Genomic DNA, 23,423 nt, shown 5'->3' with positions numbered 1-23,423 from the left:
GCGCGCGGCCCGTGGCCGGTTCCGGATCTTTCCGCCCGGGAGGGGCCGGGAGGGCAGGGCCCGGGAACCGGTTGGCCCGCCCGCGCCGGCACCTGATAGCACTGGAGGGTGTTCACCCGAGACACCATCCCCGCCGGCCCCGTCCTGCTGCGCGGGCTCACCGAGGCGGACGCGGAGCCGATGGCCCGCGCCTGCGCCGACCCCGAGATCGTGCGCTTCATCCCCACCGTGCCCGTGCCGTACGGCAGGGACGACGCGCTCCACTACCTGGAGATCGCCGAGCGCCTCTGGGCCGCGGGCGGGGCGTCCTTCGCCGTCGCCGACCCCGCCACCGGCGAGTGGCTGGGCAACATCGGGCTCAAGGCGCCCGACCCGCGCGGCAACGGCGAGATCGGCTACCTGATCGCGCCCTGGGCGCGGGGGCGCGGGGTGGCCACGGCCGCCACCAGGGCGCTGACCGAGTGGGCCTTCGCCCGGGGGGTGCACCGCATGGAGCTGCTGGCCGAGGTGGACAACCTCGCCAGCCAGCGGGTGGCGCTCGCGGCCGGCTTCCGGCACGAGGGCGTGCAGCGCGAGGCCGAGCCGCGGCGCGACGGCACCCGGGGCGACCTGGCCGCCTTCGCCCGCCTGCGCACCGACTCCGGCGAGCGGGTCCGGCCGTACCTGCCCTTCTTCCCCGGCGGGTCGCTGACCGACGGCACGGTACGGCTGACACCGCTGACGGTCGAGGACGCCGACGACTACCACGCGCTGCAGGGCCTGCCCGAGACCGTGGCGCACAGCCTCCCGCCGCAGGCGCCCGACCCCGAGGAGAGCGAGCGGTTCTGCCGCGAGGCGGGCATGCACTGGCTGGCGGGCACCCGGGTGGAGGCGGCGATCCGCGAGGCGGAAAGCGGCGCGTTCGCCGGGCACGTCCGGCTCACCGGCGTCGTCCCGCCGCTGGGCCAGGCCGTGCTCGGCCACAGCATGCTCCCGGAGTTCCGCGGCCGGGGGTTCGCCACCCGCGCGGTGGGGCTGCTGGTGGACTGGGCCTTCACGCACACGCCGCTGGGGCGGGTCGTGGCGGGCTCCTCCCCCGGCGACACCGCCTCGCACCGGGTCCTGGAGAAGGCGGGCTTCGTCCGCGAGGCGCTCGTCCGCGGGCTGCTGCCCGGACCGGACGGCACCCGCCTCGACGACCTGCAGTGGTACCGGCTGCGCCCCTGACGGCCGCCGGCGGCGCACCCCTCCCCGGCGGCCCGGGAGATTCGCCTGTCCCATTAACCCCATATGAGACATCGAAGGGCTGGTCAACGGGTCTTTTCGGGGGTGATACTCCGAATCGCTACCCCGCCCGCCGCCTCGCGCGGGCACCCGGCTCCACGAAGAGAGGGGAAAAGGGATGAGCACCACCCGGCAGATCGGAGCGGCGCCCGGCGCCGTCCTCACGTACGGCGGGCCCCGCCACGGCGAGCCCGGAGACCGCCTGCGGACCCTGATCGAGTCCTTCGCCGGCCCCGGCGCCGACCGTCTCGTCGAACAGGTCGTGGCCGCGGCCGCCACGGTGTGCACGACCGGCTACGCCGGACTGGTCGAGGTCGATCCGGTGGCGGAGAACGTCCACCCGGTCCACGTGCACACCCCGCCCGGCGACCCGCTGGCGCTGCGGCGGTGGCTGCGCGACAGCGCGGTGCTGGCCACCCTGGCGGCCCGGTCCGATCCGCTGCTGCTGCCGATGGAGGAGTCGCCCGGCTTCCTGGCCGTCCCGGTGCCGCTGGCCGCCCGGGGGCAGGCGTACCTGTGGGTGGCCGGGCGGCGCTTCGACCACCGGGACGAGGACCTGCTGGTGCGCTTCGCGACCGCCGCCGGGCGGGCGATGGAGGCGGCCCACGGGTTCGAGGCCGCCGTCCGGATGCTCCGCGCGGTGCACGCCTTCGCCCGGCTCTCCTGCGGCCGGGACCACCCGGCCCGGCAGGCTCCGGCGGGCGGCGGCGGCTGACGGCGCGCCGGGCGCGCCCCCGCGGCGGCCGGGTCCGGCGATCCGCCGCGCTCCGGGGCGTGCCCGCGGCCGCCCGGCTCAGTCGGCGCCGAACTTCGCCCTGAGCCTGGCGAAGGCGGCGTCGGTGCCCTGCAGGGCGCGGTCGATGTCGGCGTCGGTGTGCGCGGCCGACAGGAACCAGTTGTGCCAGGGGTGGAGGTAGACGCCCTCCTCCAGGCAGGCCGAGGCCCAGAACACGCCCTTCTCCAGGGTCGCGTCCCCGGCGAAGGAGAGCCACGGGATCTGGACGGGGCCGGTCTGGTTGACGGTGAAGCCGTGCGCGGCGGCCTGCGCGGCCAGCCCGTCCCGCAGGCGGGTGCCGGCGCGCTCCATCAGGGCGACGCCGTCGATCGCGTGCAGGGTCTCGATGGTCGCCTTCGCGGCGGCCATCGGGGCGGCGTTGAACCAGAACGAGCCGGTGGAGTAGATCGTCTGGGCCGCGTCGCGCAGGGCGTCCACGCCGGTGACGGCCGCGATCGGGTGGCCGTTGCCCATGGCCTTGCTGAAGGCGTACAGGTCGGGCCGGACGCCGAGGGGCTCCCAGGAGCCGCCGAGGTCCAGGCGCCAGCCGCCGCGCACGTCGTCGATCACCAGGGCGGCGCCGAGCCGGTCGGCCAGCGCCCGCAGCCCGCGGGCGAACTCCGGCGCGGCGAGCTCCTGGTCCTCGAACGAGTCGTGCTTGAACGGCGTGACGATGATCGCGGCGACGTCGGAGCCGGACGGGCCCTCGGCCCGCGCCGCGGCGGCCTCGGCGCTCGCCAGGTCGTTGTAGGTGAACTCGACCAGGTCGGCCCGGTCGCTAGGGGTGGTCCCGGCCGTGCCCGGTGTGCACCACGGGTCGGCGCCGTGGTAGGAGCCGTGCGCGACGAGGACCTTGGCCCTGCCGGTGGCCGCGCGGGCGATCATCAGGGCCTGGGTGGTGGCGTCGGTGCCGTTCTTGGAGAACATCGCCCAGTCGGCCTGCGGGACGGTCTCCACCAGCAGCTCGGCGAGCTCCACGTACACGGGGCCGGGGCCGTTGAGGCAGTCGCCCTCGGCGAGCACCGCCGACACGGCGGACTCCACGGCCGGGTGGCGGTGGCCCAGGATGATCGGGCCCCAGGAGCACATGAGGTCCACGTACTCGCGGCCGTCGGCGTCGAACTGGCGGCAGCCCTCGCCGCGCACGAAGAACTGCGGGTAGCCGGGACCGTGCAGGGCCGCGTTGAGGTGCCCGTACATGCCGCCGGGGACGACCCTGGCGGCCCGTTCGCGGAGGTTCGCATCAATCGACATCTACCGGGACATCCCTTCGTGGTTCCGCACCGCCGCGCGACCGCGGCGGGGCTGCGGGCCGTACCGGGCCGCGGCCCGGAGCCCGGGGCGGGTGCTACAGGCGGGACAGGTCGAGGCCGGCGAGCCCGGCGTCGGAGCCGAGCCCTCCGGCGACGCGGGCGGCGACCGCGGTGCCGAGCCGGGCGGCGTCGAGCACCTCGCGGCCGTCGGCCAGGCCGGCGATGAACCCGGCGCAGTAGGCGTCGCCGCAGCCGGTGGTGTCGACCACCTCGACGTCGTGGGCGGGCAGGCGGACGGTCCCGGAGGCGGTGGCGACCAGGCTGCCCTCGCCGCCCAGCGTGACCAGCACCCCGCGCGGCCCCTCGGCCAGCAGCGCGGCGGCGGCCTTCTCGGCGGCGGCCTCGCCGCTCATCATGAGCGCCTGCTCCTCGTTGGGCAGGACGTAGTCGACGTGCGGCAGGAAGACCCGGGCGGCGCGCACCAGGTCGGGCATGTTGGACAGCAGGTCCATCGTGACGACCGCGCCCGCCGCCCGCACCTCGTCCAGCAGGGTGAGGAAGGCGGGGTCGTGCAGGCCCCAGGTGACGTCCATGCCGCCCAGGTGCAGCACGCCGGCCGTGCGCAGCCTGCCGGGGTCCACGTCGGCCGGGGACAGGCTCAGGTTGGCGCCGGGCACGTGGAAGGACGGGCGGCCGCCGTCCGGGCGGATCGGCAGGATCGAGGCCGCGGTCCGCTCCCCGGGCTTGCGGACGATCCCGGTCACGTCCACCCCGTGCCGGCCCATGACCATCAGCAGGAAGTCGCCCAGTTCGTCGTCCCCGACCGCCCCGACGGAGGCGACCGGCACGCCCAGCGCGGCCAGGTCGACGGCGGTCCCGGCCGCCGCGCCCGCCGCGGTGATGCGGATCTGCTCCAGCAGCGCGGTGTCCTGGCCCTGCGGGATGGACTCCACCGGCCGGGCGAGCACGTCCACGATGTGCACCCCGAGGGTGACGACGGTCATGTGAGCCCTCCTCATATTTTCGCGCCTCAGCGGATGATGGCGCGCCCCCGGAGGCCCTGTCAACGCACCGTCCGCCCCGATGGCCGCCGCCCCCGGAAGGCGCCCGGAGGGCCGGGCGCGGGCGGGCGGCGGAGGCGGGCGCCCGGGAGGGGCGCGGGCTCAGGAGAGCAGGGCGGCCAGGCGGTCGGCCAGCTCCCGGGCCGTGGGCCGCCGGTCCGGGTCCCCGATGCAGGCGGCCACCAGCTCGGCCAGCTCCGGCTCCAGGTCCCCCCGGATCGCGGGCGGCGTGCTGTTGACCTTCCGCAGGGTGAGCAGCGGGTCGTGGACGGGCAGCTCGCCGTAGAGCCCGGCGCGGGTCGCCGCCCAGTGCAGCGTCGCGCCGAGCGACCAGACGTCCCCGGCCGGCGTGGGCGCCTCGCCGCGCAGCAGCGCCGGGTCGGTGAACTCCACCGAGCCGATCCCGCCCATCCCGGTCACCGTCGCGCCCGGCGCCAGCACCTGCGACAGGCCCAGGTCGGACAGCTTGCCTCCGAGGTCGGTGAGGAGCACGTTGCCGGGGGTGATGTCCCGGTGCACGATCCCCTCCTCGTGCAGCGCCTGCGCGGCGTACGCGACGCAGGCCACCGCCCGCAGCGCCCGCTCCCGGGGCGCGGGCGCGGCCGGGCGGCTCAGCGAGCCGCCCGGCAGGTACTCCATCGAGTAGTAGAACACCCCGCCCTGCTGGCCCGCGTCGTAGAGCGTCACCAGGTACGGCGAGCGCACCGCGGCGAACGCCTTCAGCTCCCGGGTGGCCCGCCGGAAGGCGTCGGCCCCGGTCCCGCCGAGCACCTTCACCGCGACGAACTCGGCCTCCACCGGCAGCCGCGGCGGCCTCCTGGCGAGATAGAACTCGCCGTGGTTGCCCGAACCCAGCGACCGGACGAACTCGTAGTCGGCGATGCCTTCCACCGCTGTCTCCCCTCCCCGCCCACGCGACCCTCGCGGCGGCATCCCCGCACACGGTAACGTCGCCCTGGTCATTGTCGGGGCTTTTCATTACCTACGGGAAGCGTGCCGCATTGCTCCACATGGACCTCCTCCTGCTCGATCTGGTGATCGTCCTCGCGGCCGCCCGGCTGCTGGGCGCCGCGGCCAGGCGGATCGGCCAGCCTCCGGTCGTCGGTGAGATCCTGGCGGGCATCCTGCTCGGTCCCACCCTGCTCGGCCCGCTGCTGGGCGACACCCTGTTCGGCCCGGAGATGAAGCCTCCGCTGCAGGCCCTGGCCAACGTCGGCCTGGTGCTGTTCATGTTCGTCGTCGGCCTGGAGCTGGACCAGAAGCTGGTCCGCGGCAAGGGCCGGATCGCGGCGACCGTCGCGCTCGGCTCCACGGCCGTGCCGTTCGCCCTGGGCTGCGCGCTGGCGCTGGCCATCGCGGGCGAGCACGCCGGCGACGCCGAGACCCTGCCGTTCGTGCTGTTCATGGGGGCCGCGATGGCCGCCACCGCGTTCCCGGTGCTGGCCCGCATCCTCACCGACCGCGGCATGCAGCGCATCACCGTGGGCGGGCTCTCGCTGGCCGCCGCCGCGGTGATCGACGTGCTCGCCTGGACCGTGCTCGCCGTGGTCGTGGCCGTCGCGGGCGCCGGGGACGCCGAGGGACAGTGGAAGGTCCTGCTGGCGCTGCCGTACGCGGTGGTCATGTTCACCGTGGTCCGGCCGCTGCTGGCCCGGCTGGTGCCCGCCCACGGGCGGGCGGGGCGGCTGACGCCGGGCCTGCTCTCGCTGGTGCTGCTGGGCCTGATCGCCTCGGCCTGGGCGACCGAGTGGATGCACGTGCACTTCATCTTCGGGGCGTTCCTGTTCGGCGCGGTGATGCCCCGCGAGGGCGCCGAGCGGCTCACCCACGAGATCCTGGAGCGGCTGGAGCAGCTCGCCGTCCTGCTCCTGCTGCCGATGTTCTTCGTGGTGGCCGGGCTCAACGTGAACCTGCGCGCGCTCGACCTGTCCAGCCTCGGCACCCTGGCCGCGATCCTCGCGGTGGCGGTCGGCGGCAAGCTGCTCGGCTCGTACGCGGCGGCCCGGATGCAGAAGGTGCCCGCGCGCCAGTCCTGGGCGCTGGCCACCCTGCTCAACACCCGGGGGCTGACCGAGATCGTCATCCTCACCGTCGGCCTGGAGAAGGGCGTGCTCGACAACGAGCTGTACTCGCTGATGGTGGTGATGGCGCTGGTCACCACCGGGATGACCGGGCCGCTGCTGCGGAGGGTCTACCCCGACCGGCGCGTGGCCCGCGACATCGCCGAGGCCGAGCGCGCCGCCCTCGGGGAGACGGCCGCGCACCGGGTGCTGGCCGTGGTGCCCGCGCCGCCCGGCGAGCAGGGCCCGCTGGTGGAGCTGTCCGCCGCGCTCGCCCGCGCCGCCTCCCCCTGCGAGGTCGCCCTGGTCCACCTGCGCCCCTACCCGCGGCAGCGGCTGGAGGTCGGCACCGGTCTGTCGTCCGAGCTCGCCGAGATGGCCGAGACGCTCCACGACCTGGAGACGCTCGCCGCGGCGGCCCGCGACCGGGGCGCGCAGGCGCGGGTGGTCAGCCGGTTCGCCGCCGACGTGGCGGCCGAGCTGCCCGAGGTGGTGACCGGGGCCAGGCCGGACCTGGTGGTGCTGCCCGCGGGCGTGCCCGGGTACGCCGAGGTGCGCGCCGCCGCCGCGTGCCGCGTGCTGACCGTGGCGTCCCCCGGCGGGCCGCAGGCCGACGGGACGGGGCCGGTCGCGGTCCACTACGGGTCCGGCGGATCCGGGGGCGCCGCCGACGCCGCCGCGCTCGTGGCGCTCGCCCTCGCCGTGTCGCGGGGCCGGCCGCTGGTCGTCGCCGGAGGCGGCCGGGCCGCCGCGCTCGCCCGGCGGCTGGCGAAGCTGGGGGTGGCGGCCTCGGCCGGCGAGGTCCCTCCCGGCGCGCTGGTCGTGGCGCCCGACGCGGCCGCCGTCCCGGACGGCGCCCATCTGCTGGTCCGCGCCGAGCAAGACCCGGACCCGGTCGACTGGGCCGCCGCGGTCGCGGCCCTGGGCGTGCCCGCCTGACGGCCCCCTGGCCCGCGCCCCTGGTCCGGCAGGCCCCGGAACGCGGGGCGCCCGCCGCGCCCCGCGCCCGCCGGGGGCCGGAACGCACGGGGGCCGGAACGCACGGGGGCGGGGCACGGCGCCCGCCGTACCCCGCCCCTCCGGCGGAGCGCCCGCCCTAGTGGTTGCGGTGCGACTCGTAGCGCATGGTGCGCGAGACCCCGATCCGCACGGTCGTGCCGGGCATGATCGTGACCGGCTCGTTCGGCGGGATGTCGTAGAAGTTCGGGTCGCCGGGCGGCTGGATCTGGGTGCCGTTGACCGACCCCAGGTCGATCAGGTTGACGTCCCAGCCGTCCAGCGCCACCCGCAGGTGGCGGCGGGAGACCGAGCCGTCGGGGCTGGTGACCTTGGCCGGGCGGGCCGAGCCGTCGACGACCTCCGGGGCCCGCTCGGGGTCGCGGCCGAGCAGGTAGTCGGCGTCGAGGCGGAGCGTCATGCCGTCGTCCAGCAGGAGCACGCCCAGCGGCGGGCGCGGCCCCTTGTAGGGCACGAGGGTGCGCTGCACCAGCGCGATGCCGCAGACCGCGCAGTACGGCACCCGCGGGTCGTTGAAGTGGTTGTTCTTGCAGTCCACGCCGTGGACCAGCGGCCGGGACTCCGGCTCGGACTCGGGCGGCGCGGACGGCAGGAGGTCCGGCGCGGTCTGCGGGCCCCCGCCGGGGGTCAGCAGCTCGTACTCGAACGACTCGTTGCGCAGGTCCGCGGGGTGGTCGCCGGTCCCGTTCGACCGGGCGGGCGCCAGGTCGTCCTGCGAGCCGAAACCGGGCGCCGAGGGCGGCGGGACCGCCGCCATGGGCCCGGAGTCCCACGCCGGGGCGGCGGGGGCCTGCGGCTCCAGCGGCGGAGCCGGCGGCGGCACGTACTGGTCCGGCATGGCCGGCGGGCTCATCGCCCCCATCGGGTACGGCGGCGCGGGAGGCGCCGCCTCCGCCTGCGGGGCGGACCAGTCGGCGGGACCGGGGAGCTCGACCGGCGGGGGCGCCCAGTCGCCGGACTGCGCCGGGGCGGAGGGCTGCGGAGCGGCGGGCGCGGGCGGCTCGGCCGCGTAGGCGGGGACGGGCGGCTCGGCGGGGGGCATCGGAGCCGGGGGCACCGGGGCGGGAGGCCGGACGGCCGGGGAGGACTGGGACTGCGCGGCCGGCTGCGGCAGGGCCTCGCCCGCCTCGGACGGGTCGCACCGCACGCCGCCGCCGACGACCACGCCGCCGTCCAGCCGGGTGAGCCGGCTCGCCTCCCCCGCGTCGGGCAGGCGGAGCTCGATCCGCGTGACGGGGCCGGGCACCAGCCGGTCGGACCAGGTGAGCGCGTCGCGCCCGGCGAGGCGGACCTCGCCCCCGGAACCGGTGACCTCCGCCGACGCCGGACCGCTGACCAGCACGGCCACCCCCTCGGGCACGGGCCCGGCGACGGCGCACGCCACGGGCTCGCCCATCATGGCGGCCAGCACCTGGGCGACCCTGCGGGCCAGCGCCCGCCCGTCGCCTCCCGAGGCGGCGGTCTCCCGCACCGCCCCCAGCAGGTCCTCCATGACGGCCTCGGCCGCGTCGCACACCAGCAGCAGACCGCCCACATGGGCGACCAGCCCGTTGCCCGGCAGCGGACGCACCGCTCCGAAGCCCTGGTCGGTCACAGAACTCTCCCTCCCCGGAAGCGCCACCGGATGAACGGCACGCGCATCGGCCCGTTCGCCACCAGCCACATGCATACCCAGACGACGGTGAAGTGCGTCCAGAAGGTGCCCGATGGGATCGGCCCGATTACATCAATCGCACCAGACCGTAGCAAAAAGAACAGCACCAGGCCTTCGGGGATGAGGGTGAGCAGCCCGAACAGGGTAGGCCAGTCCTTCTCCCAGCGGAACTGCATGAGGAAGTGGTAGACCAGCTCCCAGCCGATCCCCAGCACCCCCACCGCCACCAGCACGAGCAGCCCGGTGCCGTAGCGCTCGCCGAGCGAGGCCCCCATGCCCGGCAGCAGGGGCGTCAGCAGCAGGGTGACGACCACGCCCACGGTGGCGAGCAGGAACAGGCGGGTCTGGATGCGTCCCATCAACGTCGGAACCACGGGGTCGACTCCTTACACCGGCGAGTTGAGGGCCCATTTGAACCACTGCGCGGTCGAGCGCAGCGGTCCCATCTTCTTGACGAATCCGCGCCGGGCCAGGTCGTCGGCGATCTCCTGGGCCGCGATCTGCAGGCCGAGGAAGGTGTCGACCCCCGGGAAGTAACCGCCGAGGGTGGCCGAGCCCGAGGCGTAGAGCGCGCCGTCGCCGCTGGCGGTGCCCCGCACCTCGAAGTGGCGCTCCACCTCCAGGCGGCCGAGCGGGTTGCGGGAGGCCCCGCCGTGCTCGAGCAGGTCGGCGAAGATGCGGTGCTCGGCGATGTCCGCCTCCAGGCCGGTGCAGTCGATGATGTAGTCGGCCACCGGCTCGCGGACGGTCCCGTCGGCACCGCGCACGTGGCTGACCAGGCGGCCGTCGGGGGAACGCTCCACGCGGTCCACCGTGCCCTGCACGGCGTGGTAGTAGCCGCCCTCGCGCCCGGCCCGCAGCTGCTCCTGCCAGCGCCGCCGGTAGGGGGTGTTGGTCCCGCCCATCTCCTTGTACTTCCTGGCCCGGTCGGCGCCCTCCAGCTTGCGCATCTGCGCCTTGAGCTGGCCGCCCCACACCGACTTGGGGTAGTTGAACCCCTGGTAGGCCCAGCCGTGGCCGCCCTTGCGCCGCGCCCAGGCGTGCGGGCCGTGCGAGCCGGCGACGAACGTCCGGAAGATGTGGACGACCTGGGTCCGCAGCCCGTGCCTCTCCCGGTCGTCGAAGATCCGCTGGAGCACCCGGGAGGCCACGACGCCGCCGCCCCGGATCACCACCGTGCCGGGCCGCGTCTTGAGGAACTCGTAGACGTGCTCGTGCGGCTCGTAGGCGTTCACCACGTGCTGGTAGTCGCCGTACTTGGTGCGGAACTCCTGCAGGTCGGGCAGGAACTTCAGCCCCGGGTAGCCGACCGCGACGTGCACGAACCGGGAGCGGAAGACGACGCGCTTGGTGGGCGCGGCGCCCTGCGGCGGGGTCACCACGGTGAAGTAGCCGCCGCCCGCCCTGCGCCGCACCATCCGCACCTGGCCCTTGACCAGCATGTCCCAGTAGCCGATGCGCTTGGCCTCGCGCTCCAGGTTGGTGAAGACGGTCCCGGCGCGCGGGGTCCAGTAGTCGTTGATCAGCGGCTCGGTGAGGACCTGCCACAGGTAGGCGGGGTTCTTCTCCTTCCACGCCTCCTCCAGCGCGTAGGAGGGGAAGCCCCAGATGTTGTCCGGCCGGGAGGAGGAGTCGGACCGGATCCGCTCCGGCCGGGGGATCTGCGAGCACCGGGTGAGGAACTCGTAGGTCTGCCAGGGGTGGTCGATGTTGGAGACGACCCGCATCTGCGAGGTGGGGACCCCGTAGATCCGCAGGTAGTCGAGCGTCACGAAGGATCCGATGCCCCCGCCGACGGTGAGGAAGGGGATGTCGTACACGGGGATCCCGGCCGACGCGACCAGCTGGTCGGTCCATTCGGATGCGCCGAGCAGCTCGGGCGTGAGATCACCGGCCGGGGCCGGCGTGTGGGGGGGTGCCAAGGTGATGCGTCCCTAACGTACGTGGCCAACCGGTTCGGATGGCCAAACACTAGTCCCGGTGCGCGCCGAAGACGAGAGGGGCGGAGCGATGTCTCTCCGCCCGGACGGCCCCGCCGTCCCCGTCCCGTCACCGGTGCGCATCCGTTGAGACGCCCCGGGCCCGCCCGGAGTTCGCACCGCGTCCCGGCCGGCTCCGCGGCCCGGCCGCCCCCCGCGGGCCGGCGGGGTCGGGATCCCGGGGCGCGGAGCCGCCGGACCGGATCCCCGGGCCGCGCTCAGACGCCGGTGAACGCCCGGTTCACGTCCGCGGTGGCCAGCACGCCGTAGATCTCCCCGCCCCGCTCGACCAGGAGGTACTCCCCGGCCGGGGTGTCGCGCATGGCGTCGATCAGGGCCTCGCCCGTCAGGTCGGCGGCCAGCACCAGGGACGGCTCCAGGCTGCGCGCTAGCGAGCCGGCCGACACCCAGGGCCGGCGGTTCTCCGGGGTCGACTCGACCGCGACCTCGCTGACGATCCCGGTCGGACGGCCCTCGTGGTCCACCACGACCAGCGCGCCCGCCTGCGCCTCCGCCGCCCGGCGCAGCGCCTCGGCCAGCGGCACGTCGGCGGTCACCGGGACGGCCCGCCGGGCCAGGGCACGGGCGCTGAGGTGCGGGATGCGGGCCCGCAGCCGGGCGCTCTGCAGCGCCTGGGTGGCGCCGAACCAGATGAAGGAGGCCAGCAGCACCGACCACACGAGCGTCACCGTGCTCGGCTCCTGCCCGCTCACCAGCGACAGGCCGACGGCCCAGACGACCAGGCCGACGGCCAGCGCGCGGCCCGTCCAGGCGGCCGCGACGGTGCCCGACACGGGGCTGCGGGTGAACCTCCACACGCCGGCCCGGAGCATGCGCCCGCCGTCCAGCGGCAGGCCGGGCAGCAGGTTGAAGACGCCGACGACCACGTTGGAGACCCACAGCTGCCAGACGAGCACGCCCGCCACGGTGGCCGGGTCCAGGACCTGGTGGAGGAGGAAGCCCCCGCCGCCGAGGCCGAGCGAGAGCAGCGGCCCGGCGAAGGCGATCGCGAACTCCCGTCCGGGGGTCTGCGCCTCGCGCTCGATCTCCGAGACCCCGCCGAGCAGGTAGAGCGTGATGCGCCGCACCGGCAGGCCGTACGCCTTGGCCACCACGCAGTGGGCCAGCTCGTGCAGGAGCACCGACAGGTAGAGCAGCACCGCGAAGGCGAACGCCACCAGGTAGCCCTCGCCGCCGCTCAGCCAGGGCAGCCAGGACAGGAAGAAGTCCTGGAAGCTGTAGGTGATCAGGCCCGCGACGATGAACCAGGTCGGCGAGACGTAGACCGGGATGCCGAACGGGCGCCCCATCCTCAGGCCCGGGCTGTCCCGGCGCGGGCTGTCGCTGCTCACCGCTGGCTCACCACTCCTCTTCGCAGGCCCCTTCGGCCTTCGATGCTACGCGTCGGCGGCGGGTCCGGCGGTCCCGCGGCCCCGCCCGCGGCTGCGGACCGAGCGCGAACTGTCGCCGGGGTGACCTACAGTGCGGACATGTCACTGACCGAGCCCACGATCATCGGAGCGCTGTCGCCGTCCCGCGCCGGTGACTTCATGACGTGCCCGCTGCTCTACCGGTTCCGGGTGATCGACCAGCTGCCCGAGCCGCCGTCGCCCGCCGCCGTGCGCGGCACGGTGGTCCACGCGGTGCTGGAGCGCCTGTACGACCTGCCCGCCCCGGCGCGCACCGCCGCCGCGGCGCTGGAGCTGCTGGAGCCCCAGTGGCGGCGGCTGCTGGAGCAGGAGCCCGCCTACGCGGGCATGTTCGCCGACGAGCGGGAGCAGGCCCGCTGGCTGGACGAGGCCCGCGCCCTGCTGGAGCGCTACTTCACCCTGGAGGACCCCCGCCGCCTGGAGCCCGCCGAACGGGAGCTGTACGTCGAGGCGGTGCTCGACAGCGGCCTGGTCCTGCGGGGCTACATCGACCGGCTGGACGTCGCGCCCACCGGCGAGGTCCGCGTGGTCGACTACAAGACCGGCAGCGCCCCGGGGCCCGCCTTCGAGGGCAGGGCGCTGTTCCAGATGAAGTTCTACGCGCTGGTGCTGTGGCGGCTGCACGGCTCGGTGCCCCGCCTGCTCCAGCTGATGTACCTCGGAGGCGGCGGCGAGATCCTCCGCTACGCCCCCGACGAGGCGGACCTGCGGGCCACCGAGCGCAAGGTGCAGGCCCTGTGGGCGGCCATCGAGCGGGCGCTGGACAGCGGCGAGTGGGTCGCCCGGCCCAGCCGGCTGTGCGGCTGGTGCAACTACAAGGAACTGTGCCCCGAGTTCGGCGGCACGCCCCCGCCGCTGCCCGCGCGGCAGCCCGGCGACACCGTGCGCAGCACCCGCCGCACGGTGCGCGCCGCCACCGACGAGATCTAGCCCGCGGCCCGTCCCGGAGGCGTCCCGCGCGGGAAGCCGCCCGCAGGCGTCCTGCGCGGGGAGCCGCTGAGGCGTCCTCCGCAGGGATGAGGAGGATCTCCGTCTCCAGCAGGGTGGCCCGCGGGGCTGGGCCCCTAGATTGGTTGTGTGCGCAACACCCCGGGCGGCCCGCGGTCCTGGTTCGGCGAGCGTCCGCTGCTCGCGGACACGGTCGTCGCGGTGCTGCTGGCCGTCGCGGCGCTCCTGTGCCTCCTTCCCGTCTCCGGCCCGCCCGCGGTCGGCGGGGCGGACGCGGCGGGCCCCGCCCTGGTCGTGCTCGGCTGCCTGGCGACGGCGCTGCGCCGCTCCCGCCCGCTCCTGGCGCTCTGCCTGGTCACCGCCGCCGACCTGGCCTCGGCCCTGCTCACCCGGGGCGGCTCCCCGCTCTGGCTCGCCGTGCTCTGGCTGGTCTGCACCATCGCCGCCCGGCGCGGGCTGGCGGTCAGCCTGTGCGCGCTGGCGGCGGGTGTGGCCGGCCGCCTCGTCTCCGGGGCGGTGCGGGGGGAGGCCGGCGACTGGCCCGCCCACCTGCTGGCGGTCGTCCTCACGCTGACGTGCTGGCTGGCGGGACGGAGCCTGCGGCTGCGCCGCGCCTACCTGGCCGAGCTGCGTGACCGCGCGGCCCGGGCGGAGCGCGCGCGGGAGGCCGACGCCCGGGCCGCCCGGGCCGAGGAGCGCTCCCGCATCGCCCGGGAACTGCACGACGTGGTCGCCCACCACGTGAGCGTGATGACCGTCCAGGCCGCGGCGGCCCGGCGGGTGCTGGCCGACGACCCCGACGGGGTCCGGGAGGCGCTGTCGGCGATCGAGGAGACGGGCCGGACCGCGATGGCCGAGATGCGCGGCATCGTGGGCGCGCTGCGGACCGAGGCGACCCCGGTCGAGTGGGAGCCCCGGCCGGGGCTGCGGTCGATCCCCTCCCTCGTCGCGCAGATGCGCGAGGCGGGGCTGAGCACGCGGCTGCGGATCGAGGGCGTCGAGGGCGTCGAGGGCGACGGCGGGACGGACGGCGGCGGGGAGTGCGCGGGCCCCGGGAGCGCCGGAAGCACCGGGAGCACCGGGAGCACCGGGAGCACGGCCACCGGGGCGGACGGGACGCCGGCCTCCCCGCCGCTCCCGCCGGGGGTGGACCTGGCCGCCTACCGGCTGGTCCAGGAGGCGCTCACCAACTGCCTGCGGCACGCCGGCGCGGGGGCCCGCGCGTGGGTGACCGTACGGCGCGGCCCCGGCGAGCTGACCGTCCAGGTCGAGGACGACGGGCGGGGTCCCGCGGCCGGCGCCGGACAGGACGGGGCCGGTCACGGCCTGGTGGGCATTCGCGAGCGCGTCGCCCTCTATGGTGGAATTCTGCGGATCGGCCCGCGTTCGGAGGGCGGATTCGAGGTGAAGGCCCGATTCCCCCTCAAGGACACGTGATGACGATCAGGGTGCTGCTGGTGGACGACCAGCCGCTGCTGCGCACCGGTTTCCGCCTCATCCTGGAGGCCGAGCCGGACATCACCGTGGTCGGCGAGGCGGGCGACGGCAAGGTGGCCCAGGACCAGGCGAGGGCGCTGCTGCCCGACGTGGTGCTGATGGACATCCGGATGCCGGGCGTGGACGGCATCGAGGCGACCCGCAGGATCGTGCGCGAGTCGCCCGGCGGCGCGCACGTGCCGCGGGTGCTGGTGCTGACCACCTTCGACCTGGACGAGTACATCGTGGAGGCGCTCCGCGCCGGGGCCAGCGGCTTCCTGCTGAAGGACGTCCCGCCGGACGACCTCGTGCAGGCCATCCGGGTGGTCGCCGCGGGCGACGCCATCGTCGCGCCGAGCGTCACCCGGCGGCTGCTGGACAGGTTCGGCTCCCGCCTGCCCTCGGCCCGGCCGCAGTCCGCCCCGGCGCGCCTGGACCGGCTCACCGAGCGCGAGCTGGAGGTGCTGCGGCTGATCGCGCGCGGCATGTCCAACGCGGAGATCGCCGCCGAGCTGGTGGTGAGCGAGACGACGGTCAAGACCCACGTCGGCAACGTGCTCACCAAGCTGGGCCTGCGCGACCGCGTCCAGGCCGTGGTGCTCGCCTACGAGACGGGACTGATCACCCCGGGCGCCCTCCCCTAGAGGCTCGGCTCACCGCCCGCCTCTCCCAGAAGGCCCGCCCGCCTCTGCCGGAGGACCGGCCCGCCTCTCCCGGAAGGCCGGCTCACAGCTCCGCCACCAGGCGTGCCAGCACCGGGCGGGTGTCGCCGCGCCGCCAGGCGACGGCGGTGGCGCACCGCTGGTCGGTGGGGAGCGGGACGAAGACCACTCCGGCCCGGGCGTAGTGCTCGTCGGTGCTCTCCGAGAGCAGGGCGATCCCCCGGCCCGCCGCGACGAGTTCCAGCGTCTCCTCGATCGCGCCGGAGTCCACCTCGCCCGCGACGTCGGCGACCCCGATGGAGGCCGGGTGGCGGAAGGCGCGCCAGACCTCGTCGGGGCTGCGCGGCACCACCCAGACGCGCCCCGCCAGGTCGGCCGGGCCCACCTCGTCCCGCCGGGCCAGCGGGTCGCCGACCGGCACCGCGACGGCCCGCCGGTCGGTGCCGAGCGGCCGGACCTCCAGCGCGTCGCCGGTGGTCAGCGGCGGCCACACCACGGCCAGGTCGCTGACCCCGGTCAGCAGCCCGCAGGACGGGTCGTCGAAGTCGAAGCGGCGCAGCCGCACCTCGCGGCCGGAGACGCGGCGCACCTCGTCGAGCAGCCCGGCCGTGAGCGCGCCCGCCGCCTCGCCCATGAAACCCACGGTCAGCCCGCGCGGGCACCCGGCCAGCTCCGCCTCCAGCTCGTCCGCGGCGCTGACCAGGCTCGCCGCGCAGGCCAGCACCCGCACGCCCTGCCCGGTCGGGTGCACGCCGTCGCGGTCGCGCACCAGCAGCCGCTCCCCCGCCGCCTCCTCCAGACGCTTGACGGCGGCGCTGACGGTGGGCTGGCTGACGCCGAGGGCGGTGGCCGCCTGGCGGAAGGAACCGGTCCTGGCGACCTCCACGAACGCTCGTACGGCGGGCAGGGTGATGCTCATTCCTGCAACGATAGCCATCGCCTATCGGCATAGGCGGAAACGATCGGACGTGGCGGGGCACCGGGATGGATGATCGTCGTGTGATGATCCGAGAACTGACCACGGACGATCTGGACGCGTGCCTGGAGCTGGCCGAGAGCCGGGGATGGGGCCGCGAGGAGCGCAAGTGGCGCTTCCTGCTGGAGTGCGGGGAGGGCCACGGGATCACCGATCCGGACGGCCGGCTGGTCGCGACGGCGATCCTGACCCGGTACGGCGGGCGGACCGCGGCGGTCAGCATGGTGCTGGTGGCCGAGCGGGTCGGACGCCGCGGGCTGGGCGGCCGCCTGGTCGGGCACGTGGTGGAGCGGGCGGGGGACGCGACGGTGTTCCTGAACGCGACCGCGATGGGCCGCCCGGTGTACGAGCGGCTCGGCTTCCGCACGGCGAACGGGGCGGCCATGCACGTGGGCGTCTTCTCCGGCCCGCCGTCCGGTGCCTCCCGCCCGGCCGCGCGCGAGGACCTGAAGGCGATCGCGGACCTGGACGCGGAGGTCGTGGGCGCCGACCGTTCCGCCCTGCTGGGCCGGTACCTGGACTTCGCCGAGGAGATCCGGGTGCTCGGCGACGAGCGCGGGATCACCGGCTACGCGGGCAGGTGGCGCAACGCGACCAACACGGTGATCGGGCCGGTGATCGCCCCGGACCCCTCCGCCGCCCGGGCGCTGATCGCCGACCTCGCCTCGCGCACGGACGGGCCGGTCCGGCTGGAGGTCGCCGACGACCGCCCGGAGCTGGCGGCGTGGCTGACGGCGTGCGGGGTGCCGGCCGGGATGCGGACCTCGGACATGGTCCTCGGCGGCGGGCCGCTCCCGGGCGACCGGAGCCGGTTCTTCGCGCCGGTCATGTCCGCCCTGGGCTGAGCGCGATCTCCTCCGCCCAATGGCAGGCGACCCGGCGGCCGGGGCGCACCTGGCGCAGCTCGGGTGTCTCGTCGGCACACCGGGTCGGCCGGCGGAACGGGCAGCGGGTGTGGAAGCGGCAGCCCGGCGGGACGTCCACCGGGGACGGCAGGTCCCCGGCGAGCAGGATCCGCCGGCGGCGCTCCTCCACCGCGGGGTCGGGGATCGGGATGGCCGACATCAGCGCGACCGTGTAGGGGTGCAGCGGCTCGGCGTACAGCTCGTCCGAGGGCGCCTCCTCCACCAGCGCGCCGAGGTACATCACCCCGATGACGTCGCTGACGTGGCGGACGACGGCCAGGTCGTGCGCGATGACGACGTAGGTGAGGCCGAGCTGCGCCTGCAGGTCCTGCAGCAGGTTGACGATCTGCGCCTGGATGGACACGTCCAGCGCGGAGACCGGCTCGTCGGCGATGATCAGGTCGGGGTTCAGGGCGATCGCCCGGGCGATGCCGACGCGCTGGCGCTGACCGCCGGAGAACTCGTGCGGGTAGCGGCCCGCGGCCCCCGCCGGCAGGCCGACCAGGTCGAGCAGCTCGCGTACCCGCGCGGACCGGTCGCCGGTGAACCCGTGCACGCGCAGCGGCTCGGCGAGCACCGACTCCACGCTCTGCCGGGGGTCGAGGCTGGCCAGCGGGTCCTGGAAGACCATCTGCATGCGCCGCCGGAGCCGGCGCAGCGGTTCGCGCTCCAGCGCGCCGACGTCGACGCCGTCGAACGCCACGGTGCCGGCCGTGGGCTCCACCAGGCGCAGCACGGCCTTGCCGAGGGTGCTCTTGCCGCAGCCGGACTCCCCCACCAGCCCGTAGGTCATGCCGTGCCGGACCGTCAGGTCGACGCCGTCGACGGCGCGCACCCGGCCGGCGGCCCGCTGCCGGAGCACGCCGGAGCGGATCGGGAAGTGCACCTCCAGACCCCGCACGGCCAGCAGCGGCCGGGCGTCCGCGGCGCCGGTGCCCGGATCCCCCGCGGCCCGTCCGGGAGGAGCGTCCGTCCCCGCCGGGTCCTGCGCGGGGGGACCGTCCGCCGGGAGAGCGGGACTCATCGCGGGACCACCTCCGCCTCCAGCGGGTTGAAACAGCGCAGCGCGCGCGGTGCGCCCAGCAGCTCGGGGGTCCGCTCGGTGCACGCGCCGGTCCGGTTCGGGCACCGGGGGGCGAACGCGCAGCCCTCCGCCCAGGGCACGGTGTCGCGGGGCGAGCCCTGGACGGGCCGCAGGCGGGTGCCGCGGGGCCGGTCGAGCCGGGGCACCGAGGCGAGCAGCCCGCCGGTGTACGGGTGGCGGGGGCGGGCGAACAGGTCGTACCGGTGCGCCCGCTCCACGATGCGGCCGGCGTACATGACGTGGACGGTGTCGCACATCCCGGCGACCACCCCCAGGTCGTGGGTGATGAGGATGAGGGCGGTGCCGGACTCGGCGACCAGCGTCCGCAGCAGCTCCAGGATCTGCGCCTGGATGGTGACGTCCAGGGCGGTGGTGGGCTCGTCGGCGATGAGCAGCCGGGGGCGGCAGGCCAGCGCGGCGGCGATGAGCGCGCGCTGGCGCATGCCGCCGGACAGCTGGTGGGGGTACTCCCGCAGCCGCCGGGCCGGGTCCGGGATGCCGACCCGGCGCAGCAGGTCGGCCGCCTCCTTCCGCGCCTCGCCCCGGCTCAGGCCGCGGTGGCGCACCAGCACCTCGGCCACCTGGACGCCGACGGGCACCACGGGGTTGAGCGAGGTCATCGGGTCCTGGAAGACGACGGCCAGGTCCCGGCCGCGCAGGGCGCGCATCCTGTCGGGCGGCAGGGCGAGCAGCCGGACGCCGTCGAAGGCGACGCTGCCCGTGACCCGGACCCCGCGCCGGGGCAGCAGCCCCATGACGGCCATCGCCGTGGCGGACTTTCCGCACCCGGACTCGCCCACCAGGCCGACGGTCTCGCCGGAGGCGACGGTGAAGCCGACGCCGTCCACGGCGCGCACGTCGGGGCGGCCGCGCTGCCGGAAGACCACGGTCAGGTCCTCGACCTCGAGCAGGCTCAACGCCTCACCTCCGGTACTTGGGGTCGAGCGCCTCGCGCAGCGACTCGCCCAGCAGGGTGAACCCGAGCGCCGCGAAGACGATGGCCAGGCCGGGGAAGACCGCCAGCAGCGGCGCGCTGGCCAGGTAGCGCTGGGTGTCGGCGAGCATCCGGCCCCACTCCGGGATGCTCGGGTCGTTGCCGGACAGGCCGAGGAAGGCCAGGCCGGCCGCCTCGACGATGGCGGTGGCCAGGGTGAGGGTGCCCTGCACGATGACCGGGGTCAGCGAGTTGGGCAGCACGTGGCCGAGCACGATCCACCGGCGCGGCACCCCCACCGCCGTGGCCGCCAGCACGTAGTCGGAGCGGCTCTGGGCCAGCATCTGGCCGCGGAGCAGCCGGGCGAAGACCGGCACGTTCACCGCCGCGATGGCGATCATCACCGCGTCCAGGCCCGCGCCGAGCATGGCGGCCACGCCGATGGCGAACAGCAGGCCGGGGATGGAGAGCATCATGTCGACCAGGCGCATCACGGCGCCGTCCACCCAGCCGCCGAAGGCGCCGGCGAGCAGGCCGAGCAGCGTCCCGCCGGCCAGGCCGAGCAGGAGCGAGACCACCCCGATGACCAGGGACCAGCGGGCCCCCCACAGCACCCGGCTGAACTCGTCGCGGCCCAGGTCGTCCAGGCCGAACCAGTGCTCGGCGGACGGGCCGGGGATGGAGGTGGGCGTCACCTGCCCGACCGGCTTGTCCGGCGGGTACGGCGCCAGCCAGGGGGCGAGCAGGGCGACCGCGACGAACGCGACGACCAGCGCGGCGCCCGCGATGGCGACGGGGTCGCGGCGCAGCCGCCGCCAGGCGTCCCTGCCGAGGCCGCCGGGCGCCTCCTGCACCGCGGCGCCCTCCGCCTGGGCCAGGCTCATCGGGTGCTCCTTTCCCCGTGCGGCCCGCGGGGCCCGCGCGGGCGGCTCACGCGGCCCTCACCCGCGGGTCGATGAGCCCGTAGGCGACGTCCACCAGCAGGTTGACCAGGACGAAGACCACGGCGGTGAACAGGATGAAGCCCTGCAGCACGGCGTAGTCCCTGGCGGTGATCGAGTCGGCCACGAACTTGCCGAAGCCGGGGAAGGCGAAGACGGTCTCGGTCAGCACCGCGCCGCCGAGCAGCAGCCCGGCCTGCAGGCCCACGACCGTGACGACGGGGAGCAGGGCGTTGCGCAGGACGTGCCGGCCGCGGATCGTCGCGGGCGCCAGCCCCTTGGCCTCGGCGGTGCGCACGTAGTCCTCGTGGAGCACGTCCAGCACCGAGGCGCGGGTGATGCGCACCACGATCGCCAGCGGGATGGTGCCGAGTGCGATCCCGGGCAGGACCAGGTGGGCCAGCGCGTCCCCGAACGCCTCCATGTTCTGCGTGAGCAGGCCGTCCAGCACGTAGAACCCGGTCGGGTGCTCGGCGTCGATCAGCGGGTCCTGCCGCCCGTCGGTGGGGAGCAGGCCCAGCTTCTCGGCGAAGGCGAACTTGAGCATGTAGCCGAGGAAGAAGACCGGGACGGTGATGCCGAACAGCGAGCCGGTGACGGTGAGGTGGTCGAGCCAGGTGCCGTGGCGGCGGGCGGCGAGGTAGCCGAGCGGGACGCCCGCCCCGACCGCGAAGACCAGCGCGGTCAGGGCGAGCTCCACCGTGGCGGGGAAGGTCCTGGCCAGCTCCTCGGCGACCGGGCGCTGGGTCCTGCTGGAGACGCCCAGGTCGCCGCCGAGCACGCCGCCGATCCAGTCGAGGTACTGCTCGTACCAGGGCCGGTCCAGACCGTAGAGCCCGCGGACGCGGGCCACGGCCTCGGGCGTGGCCCGCTCGCCCAGCAGGGCCTCCACGGGCCCGCCCGGCAGGGCCCGCACCCACAGGAACAGCAGGACGGACAGGCCCAGCAGGATCGGGACGAGCAGGACCAGCCTCCTGGCGACGAACGCCGCCACCGCTCTACTTCAGCTCGATCGTGGCGAAGCTGTCGTTGAGCACCGGGCTCGGCACCCAACCGGTCACGTTCGCGGCCGCGGCCGAGAACGAGGGGCTCTGCGCGTACGGCACGCCGGGCACGAAGTCGGCGATCAGGCCGTTCGCCTTCGTGTACAGCTGCTCCCGCTCGGCCTGGTCGGGTTCCTTCTCGGCGTCGCTCAGCGTTCTGAAGATCGCCTCGTTCCGGAACGACCACTGGCTGGAGTAGGACTGGAAGAACGTGCCGAGGAAGTTGTCGGGGTCGCCGAAGTCGCCGTTCCAGCCGAGCAGGTAGAGCGGGCAGTCACCGGCCTGGGTGGTGTTGAGGTAGTCGGGGCTCCAGGGCGAGTTCTTCGGCACCACCTTGAAGCCGGCGGCCTCGAGGTCGGCCTTCATCAGCTGGAAGTTGCCGGCCGGGTCGACCATGTAGGCGCGGCTGACGCCGCTGGGGTAGCAGAACTCCAGGGTCGGGTCCGCCACGCCGGACTCGGCGATGAGCTGCTTGGCCTTGGCGGGGTTGTGGTCGTACTTCGCGAAGTCCGCGCTGTAGCTCCACAGGCTGTCCGGCATGAACGCGTGGGCGACCTTGGCGCCGGCGCCGTACTTGGTCTTCACCACGTTCTCGCGGTTGATCGCGTGCGCGATCGCCTGGCGGATCTTCTGGTTCTTCATGATCTCGGTCTTCTGGCTGAAGCCGAGGTAGCCCATGTTGAACGGCGCGCGCTCCAGCACCTGCGCCCCGGAGCTCCGCAGCGACTCCAGGTCGGCCGGGTCGGCGTAGTCGAAGGCGTGCACCGAGCCGGCGCGCAGTGCCTGCGCCCGGTCCGCGGCCTTCTCGATGGGCCGGAAGATGATCTTTTCGAGCTTGGCCTTCTCGCCCCAGTAGTCGTCGTTGCGGACCAGCTCCAGCTTGTCGCCGCGGGTCCAGCTCGCGAACTTGAACGGCCCGGTGCCGATCGGGTGCTGGGTGCCGAAGGTCCCGGTGAACTGCGGCGACTCGGCGGTCCCGCTCACCTCGTCGGCCTTGAAGTCCTTCAGCGCCTTGGGGCTGGCGATGCCGAACGACGACAGCGTCAGCGCCGAGAGCACGGCGGCGGACGGCTCGGTGAGCTTGAGCACGACCGTGCTCTCGCCGTCCGCCTCGCACCCGCCGTACAGGCTCTCGCCGAGGGTGTCGGACTCGTTCTTCGCGAACCCGCGGAAGACCGTCACCCAGTAGTAGGAGACGGAGTCCGACTGCGCCAGGCCGGTGAAGTTGTGCCAGCGGTCGAAGTTGGCGCAGACGGCCGCGGCGTTCAGCGGCTCGCCGTCGTGGAACCTCACGCCCGTGCGGAGCGTGAAGGTGTAGGTCCTGGCGTCCTCGCTGACCTTCCAGCTCTCCGCGAGGCCGGGCGCGACCCCGGTGCCGCCCGGCTCGGTGGCCACGAGCGTCTCGAAGATCTGGTTGGTCACCCGGGAGGACTCGCCGTCGCTGTGGAAGGCCGGGTCGAGGATGGCGGGGTCCGCCGAGGAGGCGAAGATGAGGGTCGAGCCCTTCGCCGTCCCCGTCCCGCCGCCCTCCGGCCCCGAGTCGTCTCCGCCGCAGGCCGCGGCCGACATGACCAGGGCGGAGCCCGCGATCACCGCCGCCGTCCTGCGCAGGGGCGTACCGCCTCGTCGCATGCTGCACCTCATCGCCGCCTCGTCGCCGTCGCGCGGCCGGGTCGCGGCCGTACGGCGGACTTCCCAGTGATCGCAGAATCCACGGGAACGGGGCGGCTGACCACCCCCGGGCAAGAGGCTGTGGCAGAAATGTGACAGTCGGCGGTCACGTGGCCGGCGGGACGTTTCATCCCGGTTCCCGGCGCGGGAACCCTCCGCTTCGTCCGGGTTCCGGCCCGTCGGAGCTCTCCGCTGCGAGGTCCGGCAGGCGGGCTCCGCCTGGGCGGCTTCCGGACGCGGGAGCCCCGGCCGGACCGGAACCGGCCGGGAAAGGGGAACGTCCGCCGGGTC

Annotated in this window: 20 protein-coding genes; 7 read left to right on the top strand and 13 right to left on the bottom strand. The window is 75.1% G+C overall.

Annotated features, from left to right (window positions below; genetic code table 11):
* Positions 1-108 precede the first annotated feature (108 nt).
* Entirely contained in the window at positions 109-1,206 is a 1,098-nt protein-coding gene (locus ABD823_RS00480; RefSeq protein WP_344854611.1) for a GNAT family N-acetyltransferase, read from the top strand.
* Positions 1,207-1,381: 175 nt separating this feature from the next.
* Complete coding sequence (locus ABD823_RS00475; protein ID WP_344854609.1) at positions 1,382-1,978, top strand: hypothetical protein; 597 nt, start codon at positions 1,382-1,384, stop codon at positions 1,976-1,978.
* Positions 1,979-2,056: 78 nt separating this feature from the next.
* Here ABD823_RS00475 and ABD823_RS00470 read toward each other — a convergent pair whose 3' ends face one another.
* From ABD823_RS00470 to ABD823_RS00460, 3 genes are all read right to left on the bottom strand, one after another.
* On the bottom strand, positions 2,057-3,292 hold the full coding sequence (locus tag ABD823_RS00470; protein ID WP_344854606.1) for an aminotransferase class III-fold pyridoxal phosphate-dependent enzyme: 1,236 nt from the start codon (positions 3,290-3,292) through the stop codon (positions 2,057-2,059).
* Between the two features lie 94 nt (positions 3,293-3,386).
* A complete protein-coding gene (locus ABD823_RS00465; protein ID WP_344854603.1) occupies positions 3,387-4,295 on the bottom strand; it encodes a carbohydrate kinase family protein in 909 nt (302 codons plus the stop codon).
* 159 nt (positions 4,296-4,454) lie between these two features.
* On the bottom strand, positions 4,455-5,243 hold the full coding sequence (locus ABD823_RS00460) for a serine/threonine-protein kinase (protein WP_344854601.1): 789 nt from the start codon (positions 5,241-5,243) through the stop codon (positions 4,455-4,457).
* Positions 5,244-5,362: 119 nt separating this feature from the next.
* Here ABD823_RS00460 and ABD823_RS00455 point away from each other — a divergent pair, with 119 nt between their 5' ends.
* A complete protein-coding gene (locus ABD823_RS00455) occupies positions 5,363-7,351 on the top strand; it encodes a cation:proton antiporter (protein WP_344854598.1) in 1,989 nt (662 codons plus the stop codon).
* A 157-nt stretch (positions 7,352-7,508) separates the two neighbouring features.
* Here the strand turns inward: ABD823_RS00455 and ABD823_RS00450 are convergent, their stop codons facing one another.
* The 4 genes from ABD823_RS00450 to ABD823_RS00435 all read right to left on the bottom strand — a co-directional run bounded on the left by ABD823_RS00450 (position 7,509) and on the right by ABD823_RS00435 (position 12,372).
* Positions 7,509-9,023, bottom strand: coding sequence for an FHA domain-containing protein (locus tag ABD823_RS00450; RefSeq protein WP_344854596.1), 1,515 nt, complete (start codon positions 9,021-9,023; stop codon positions 7,509-7,511).
* Positions 9,020-9,457 carry a hypothetical protein gene (locus ABD823_RS00445; RefSeq protein ID WP_344854594.1) on the bottom strand — a complete coding sequence of 146 codons (438 nt, stop codon included), beginning with the start codon at positions 9,455-9,457 and terminating at the stop codon, positions 9,020-9,022. The genes ABD823_RS00450 and ABD823_RS00445 overlap by 4 nt, the downstream gene beginning before the upstream one ends.
* A gap of 12 nt (positions 9,458-9,469) precedes the next feature.
* Positions 9,470-11,005, bottom strand: coding sequence for a hypothetical protein (locus ABD823_RS00440; RefSeq protein WP_344854592.1), 1,536 nt, complete (start codon positions 11,003-11,005; stop codon positions 9,470-9,472).
* Between the two features lie 275 nt (positions 11,006-11,280).
* Positions 11,281-12,372 carry a site-2 protease family protein gene (locus tag ABD823_RS00435; RefSeq protein ID WP_425566550.1) on the bottom strand — a complete coding sequence of 364 codons (1,092 nt, stop codon included), beginning with the start codon at positions 12,370-12,372 and terminating at the stop codon, positions 11,281-11,283.
* A gap of 180 nt (positions 12,373-12,552) precedes the next feature.
* Between ABD823_RS00435 and ABD823_RS00430 the strand changes: the two genes are divergently transcribed.
* From ABD823_RS00430 to ABD823_RS00420, 3 genes are all read left to right on the top strand, one after another.
* The gene (locus ABD823_RS00430) at positions 12,553-13,422 is read left to right on the top strand and encodes a RecB family exonuclease (RefSeq protein WP_344854588.1); all 870 of its coding nucleotides are present in this window, start codon (positions 12,553-12,555) and stop codon (positions 13,420-13,422) included.
* A 147-nt stretch (positions 13,423-13,569) separates the two neighbouring features.
* Entirely contained in the window at positions 13,570-14,877 is a 1,308-nt protein-coding gene (locus tag ABD823_RS00425; protein WP_344854586.1) for a sensor histidine kinase, read from the top strand.
* Positions 14,877-15,560, top strand: a complete 684-nt coding sequence (locus tag ABD823_RS00420) for a response regulator (protein WP_344854584.1) — start codon at positions 14,877-14,879, stop codon at positions 15,558-15,560. The genes ABD823_RS00425 and ABD823_RS00420 overlap by 1 nt, the downstream gene beginning before the upstream one ends.
* An 82-nt stretch (positions 15,561-15,642) precedes the next feature.
* Here ABD823_RS00420 and ABD823_RS00415 read toward each other — a convergent pair whose 3' ends face one another.
* Positions 15,643-16,497: a LysR family transcriptional regulator gene (locus tag ABD823_RS00415; RefSeq protein ID WP_344854582.1), complete on the bottom strand. Its 855-nt coding sequence runs from the start codon at positions 16,495-16,497 to the stop codon at positions 15,643-15,645.
* Between the two features lie 83 nt (positions 16,498-16,580).
* On the opposite strand from ABD823_RS00415, the gene ABD823_RS00410 reads away from it, so the two are divergent.
* Entirely contained in the window at positions 16,581-17,399 is an 819-nt protein-coding gene (locus ABD823_RS00410) for a GNAT family N-acetyltransferase (RefSeq protein WP_344854580.1), read from the top strand.
* Here the strand turns inward: ABD823_RS00410 and ABD823_RS00405 are convergent.
* From ABD823_RS00405 to ABD823_RS00385, 5 genes are read right to left on the bottom strand one after another with little or no spacing between them, the layout of a single operon-like run.
* Positions 17,380-18,483 (bottom strand): ABC transporter ATP-binding protein, encoded by a 1,104-nt coding sequence (locus tag ABD823_RS00405; RefSeq protein ID WP_344854578.1) that lies wholly within the window; start codon positions 18,481-18,483, stop codon positions 17,380-17,382. The two genes, ABD823_RS00410 and ABD823_RS00405, sit on opposite strands and share 20 nt — an antisense overlap.
* Positions 18,480-19,460 (bottom strand): ABC transporter ATP-binding protein, encoded by a 981-nt coding sequence (locus tag ABD823_RS00400; RefSeq protein ID WP_344854576.1) that lies wholly within the window; start codon positions 19,458-19,460, stop codon positions 18,480-18,482. Before ABD823_RS00400 ends, ABD823_RS00405 begins: the two co-directional genes overlap by 4 nt.
* Positions 19,461-19,464: 4 nt before the next feature.
* Positions 19,465-20,361, bottom strand: coding sequence for an ABC transporter permease (locus tag ABD823_RS00395; protein ID WP_344854574.1), 897 nt, complete (start codon positions 20,359-20,361; stop codon positions 19,465-19,467).
* 46 nt (positions 20,362-20,407) lie between these two features.
* Positions 20,408-21,412 (bottom strand): ABC transporter permease, encoded by a 1,005-nt coding sequence (locus tag ABD823_RS00390; RefSeq protein WP_344854572.1) that lies wholly within the window; start codon positions 21,410-21,412, stop codon positions 20,408-20,410.
* Positions 21,413-21,416: 4 nt separating this feature from the next.
* Positions 21,417-23,093, bottom strand: a complete 1,677-nt coding sequence (locus ABD823_RS00385; protein WP_344854570.1) for an ABC transporter substrate-binding protein — start codon at positions 23,091-23,093, stop codon at positions 21,417-21,419.
* Positions 23,094-23,423 lie beyond the last annotated feature (330 nt).

The organism is Planomonospora alba (genome assembly GCF_039534085.1).
Classification (GTDB): domain Bacteria; phylum Actinomycetota; class Actinomycetes; order Streptosporangiales; family Streptosporangiaceae; genus Planomonospora_B; species Planomonospora_B alba.
This window is presented reverse-complemented; position numbering and strand designations above follow the sequence as displayed.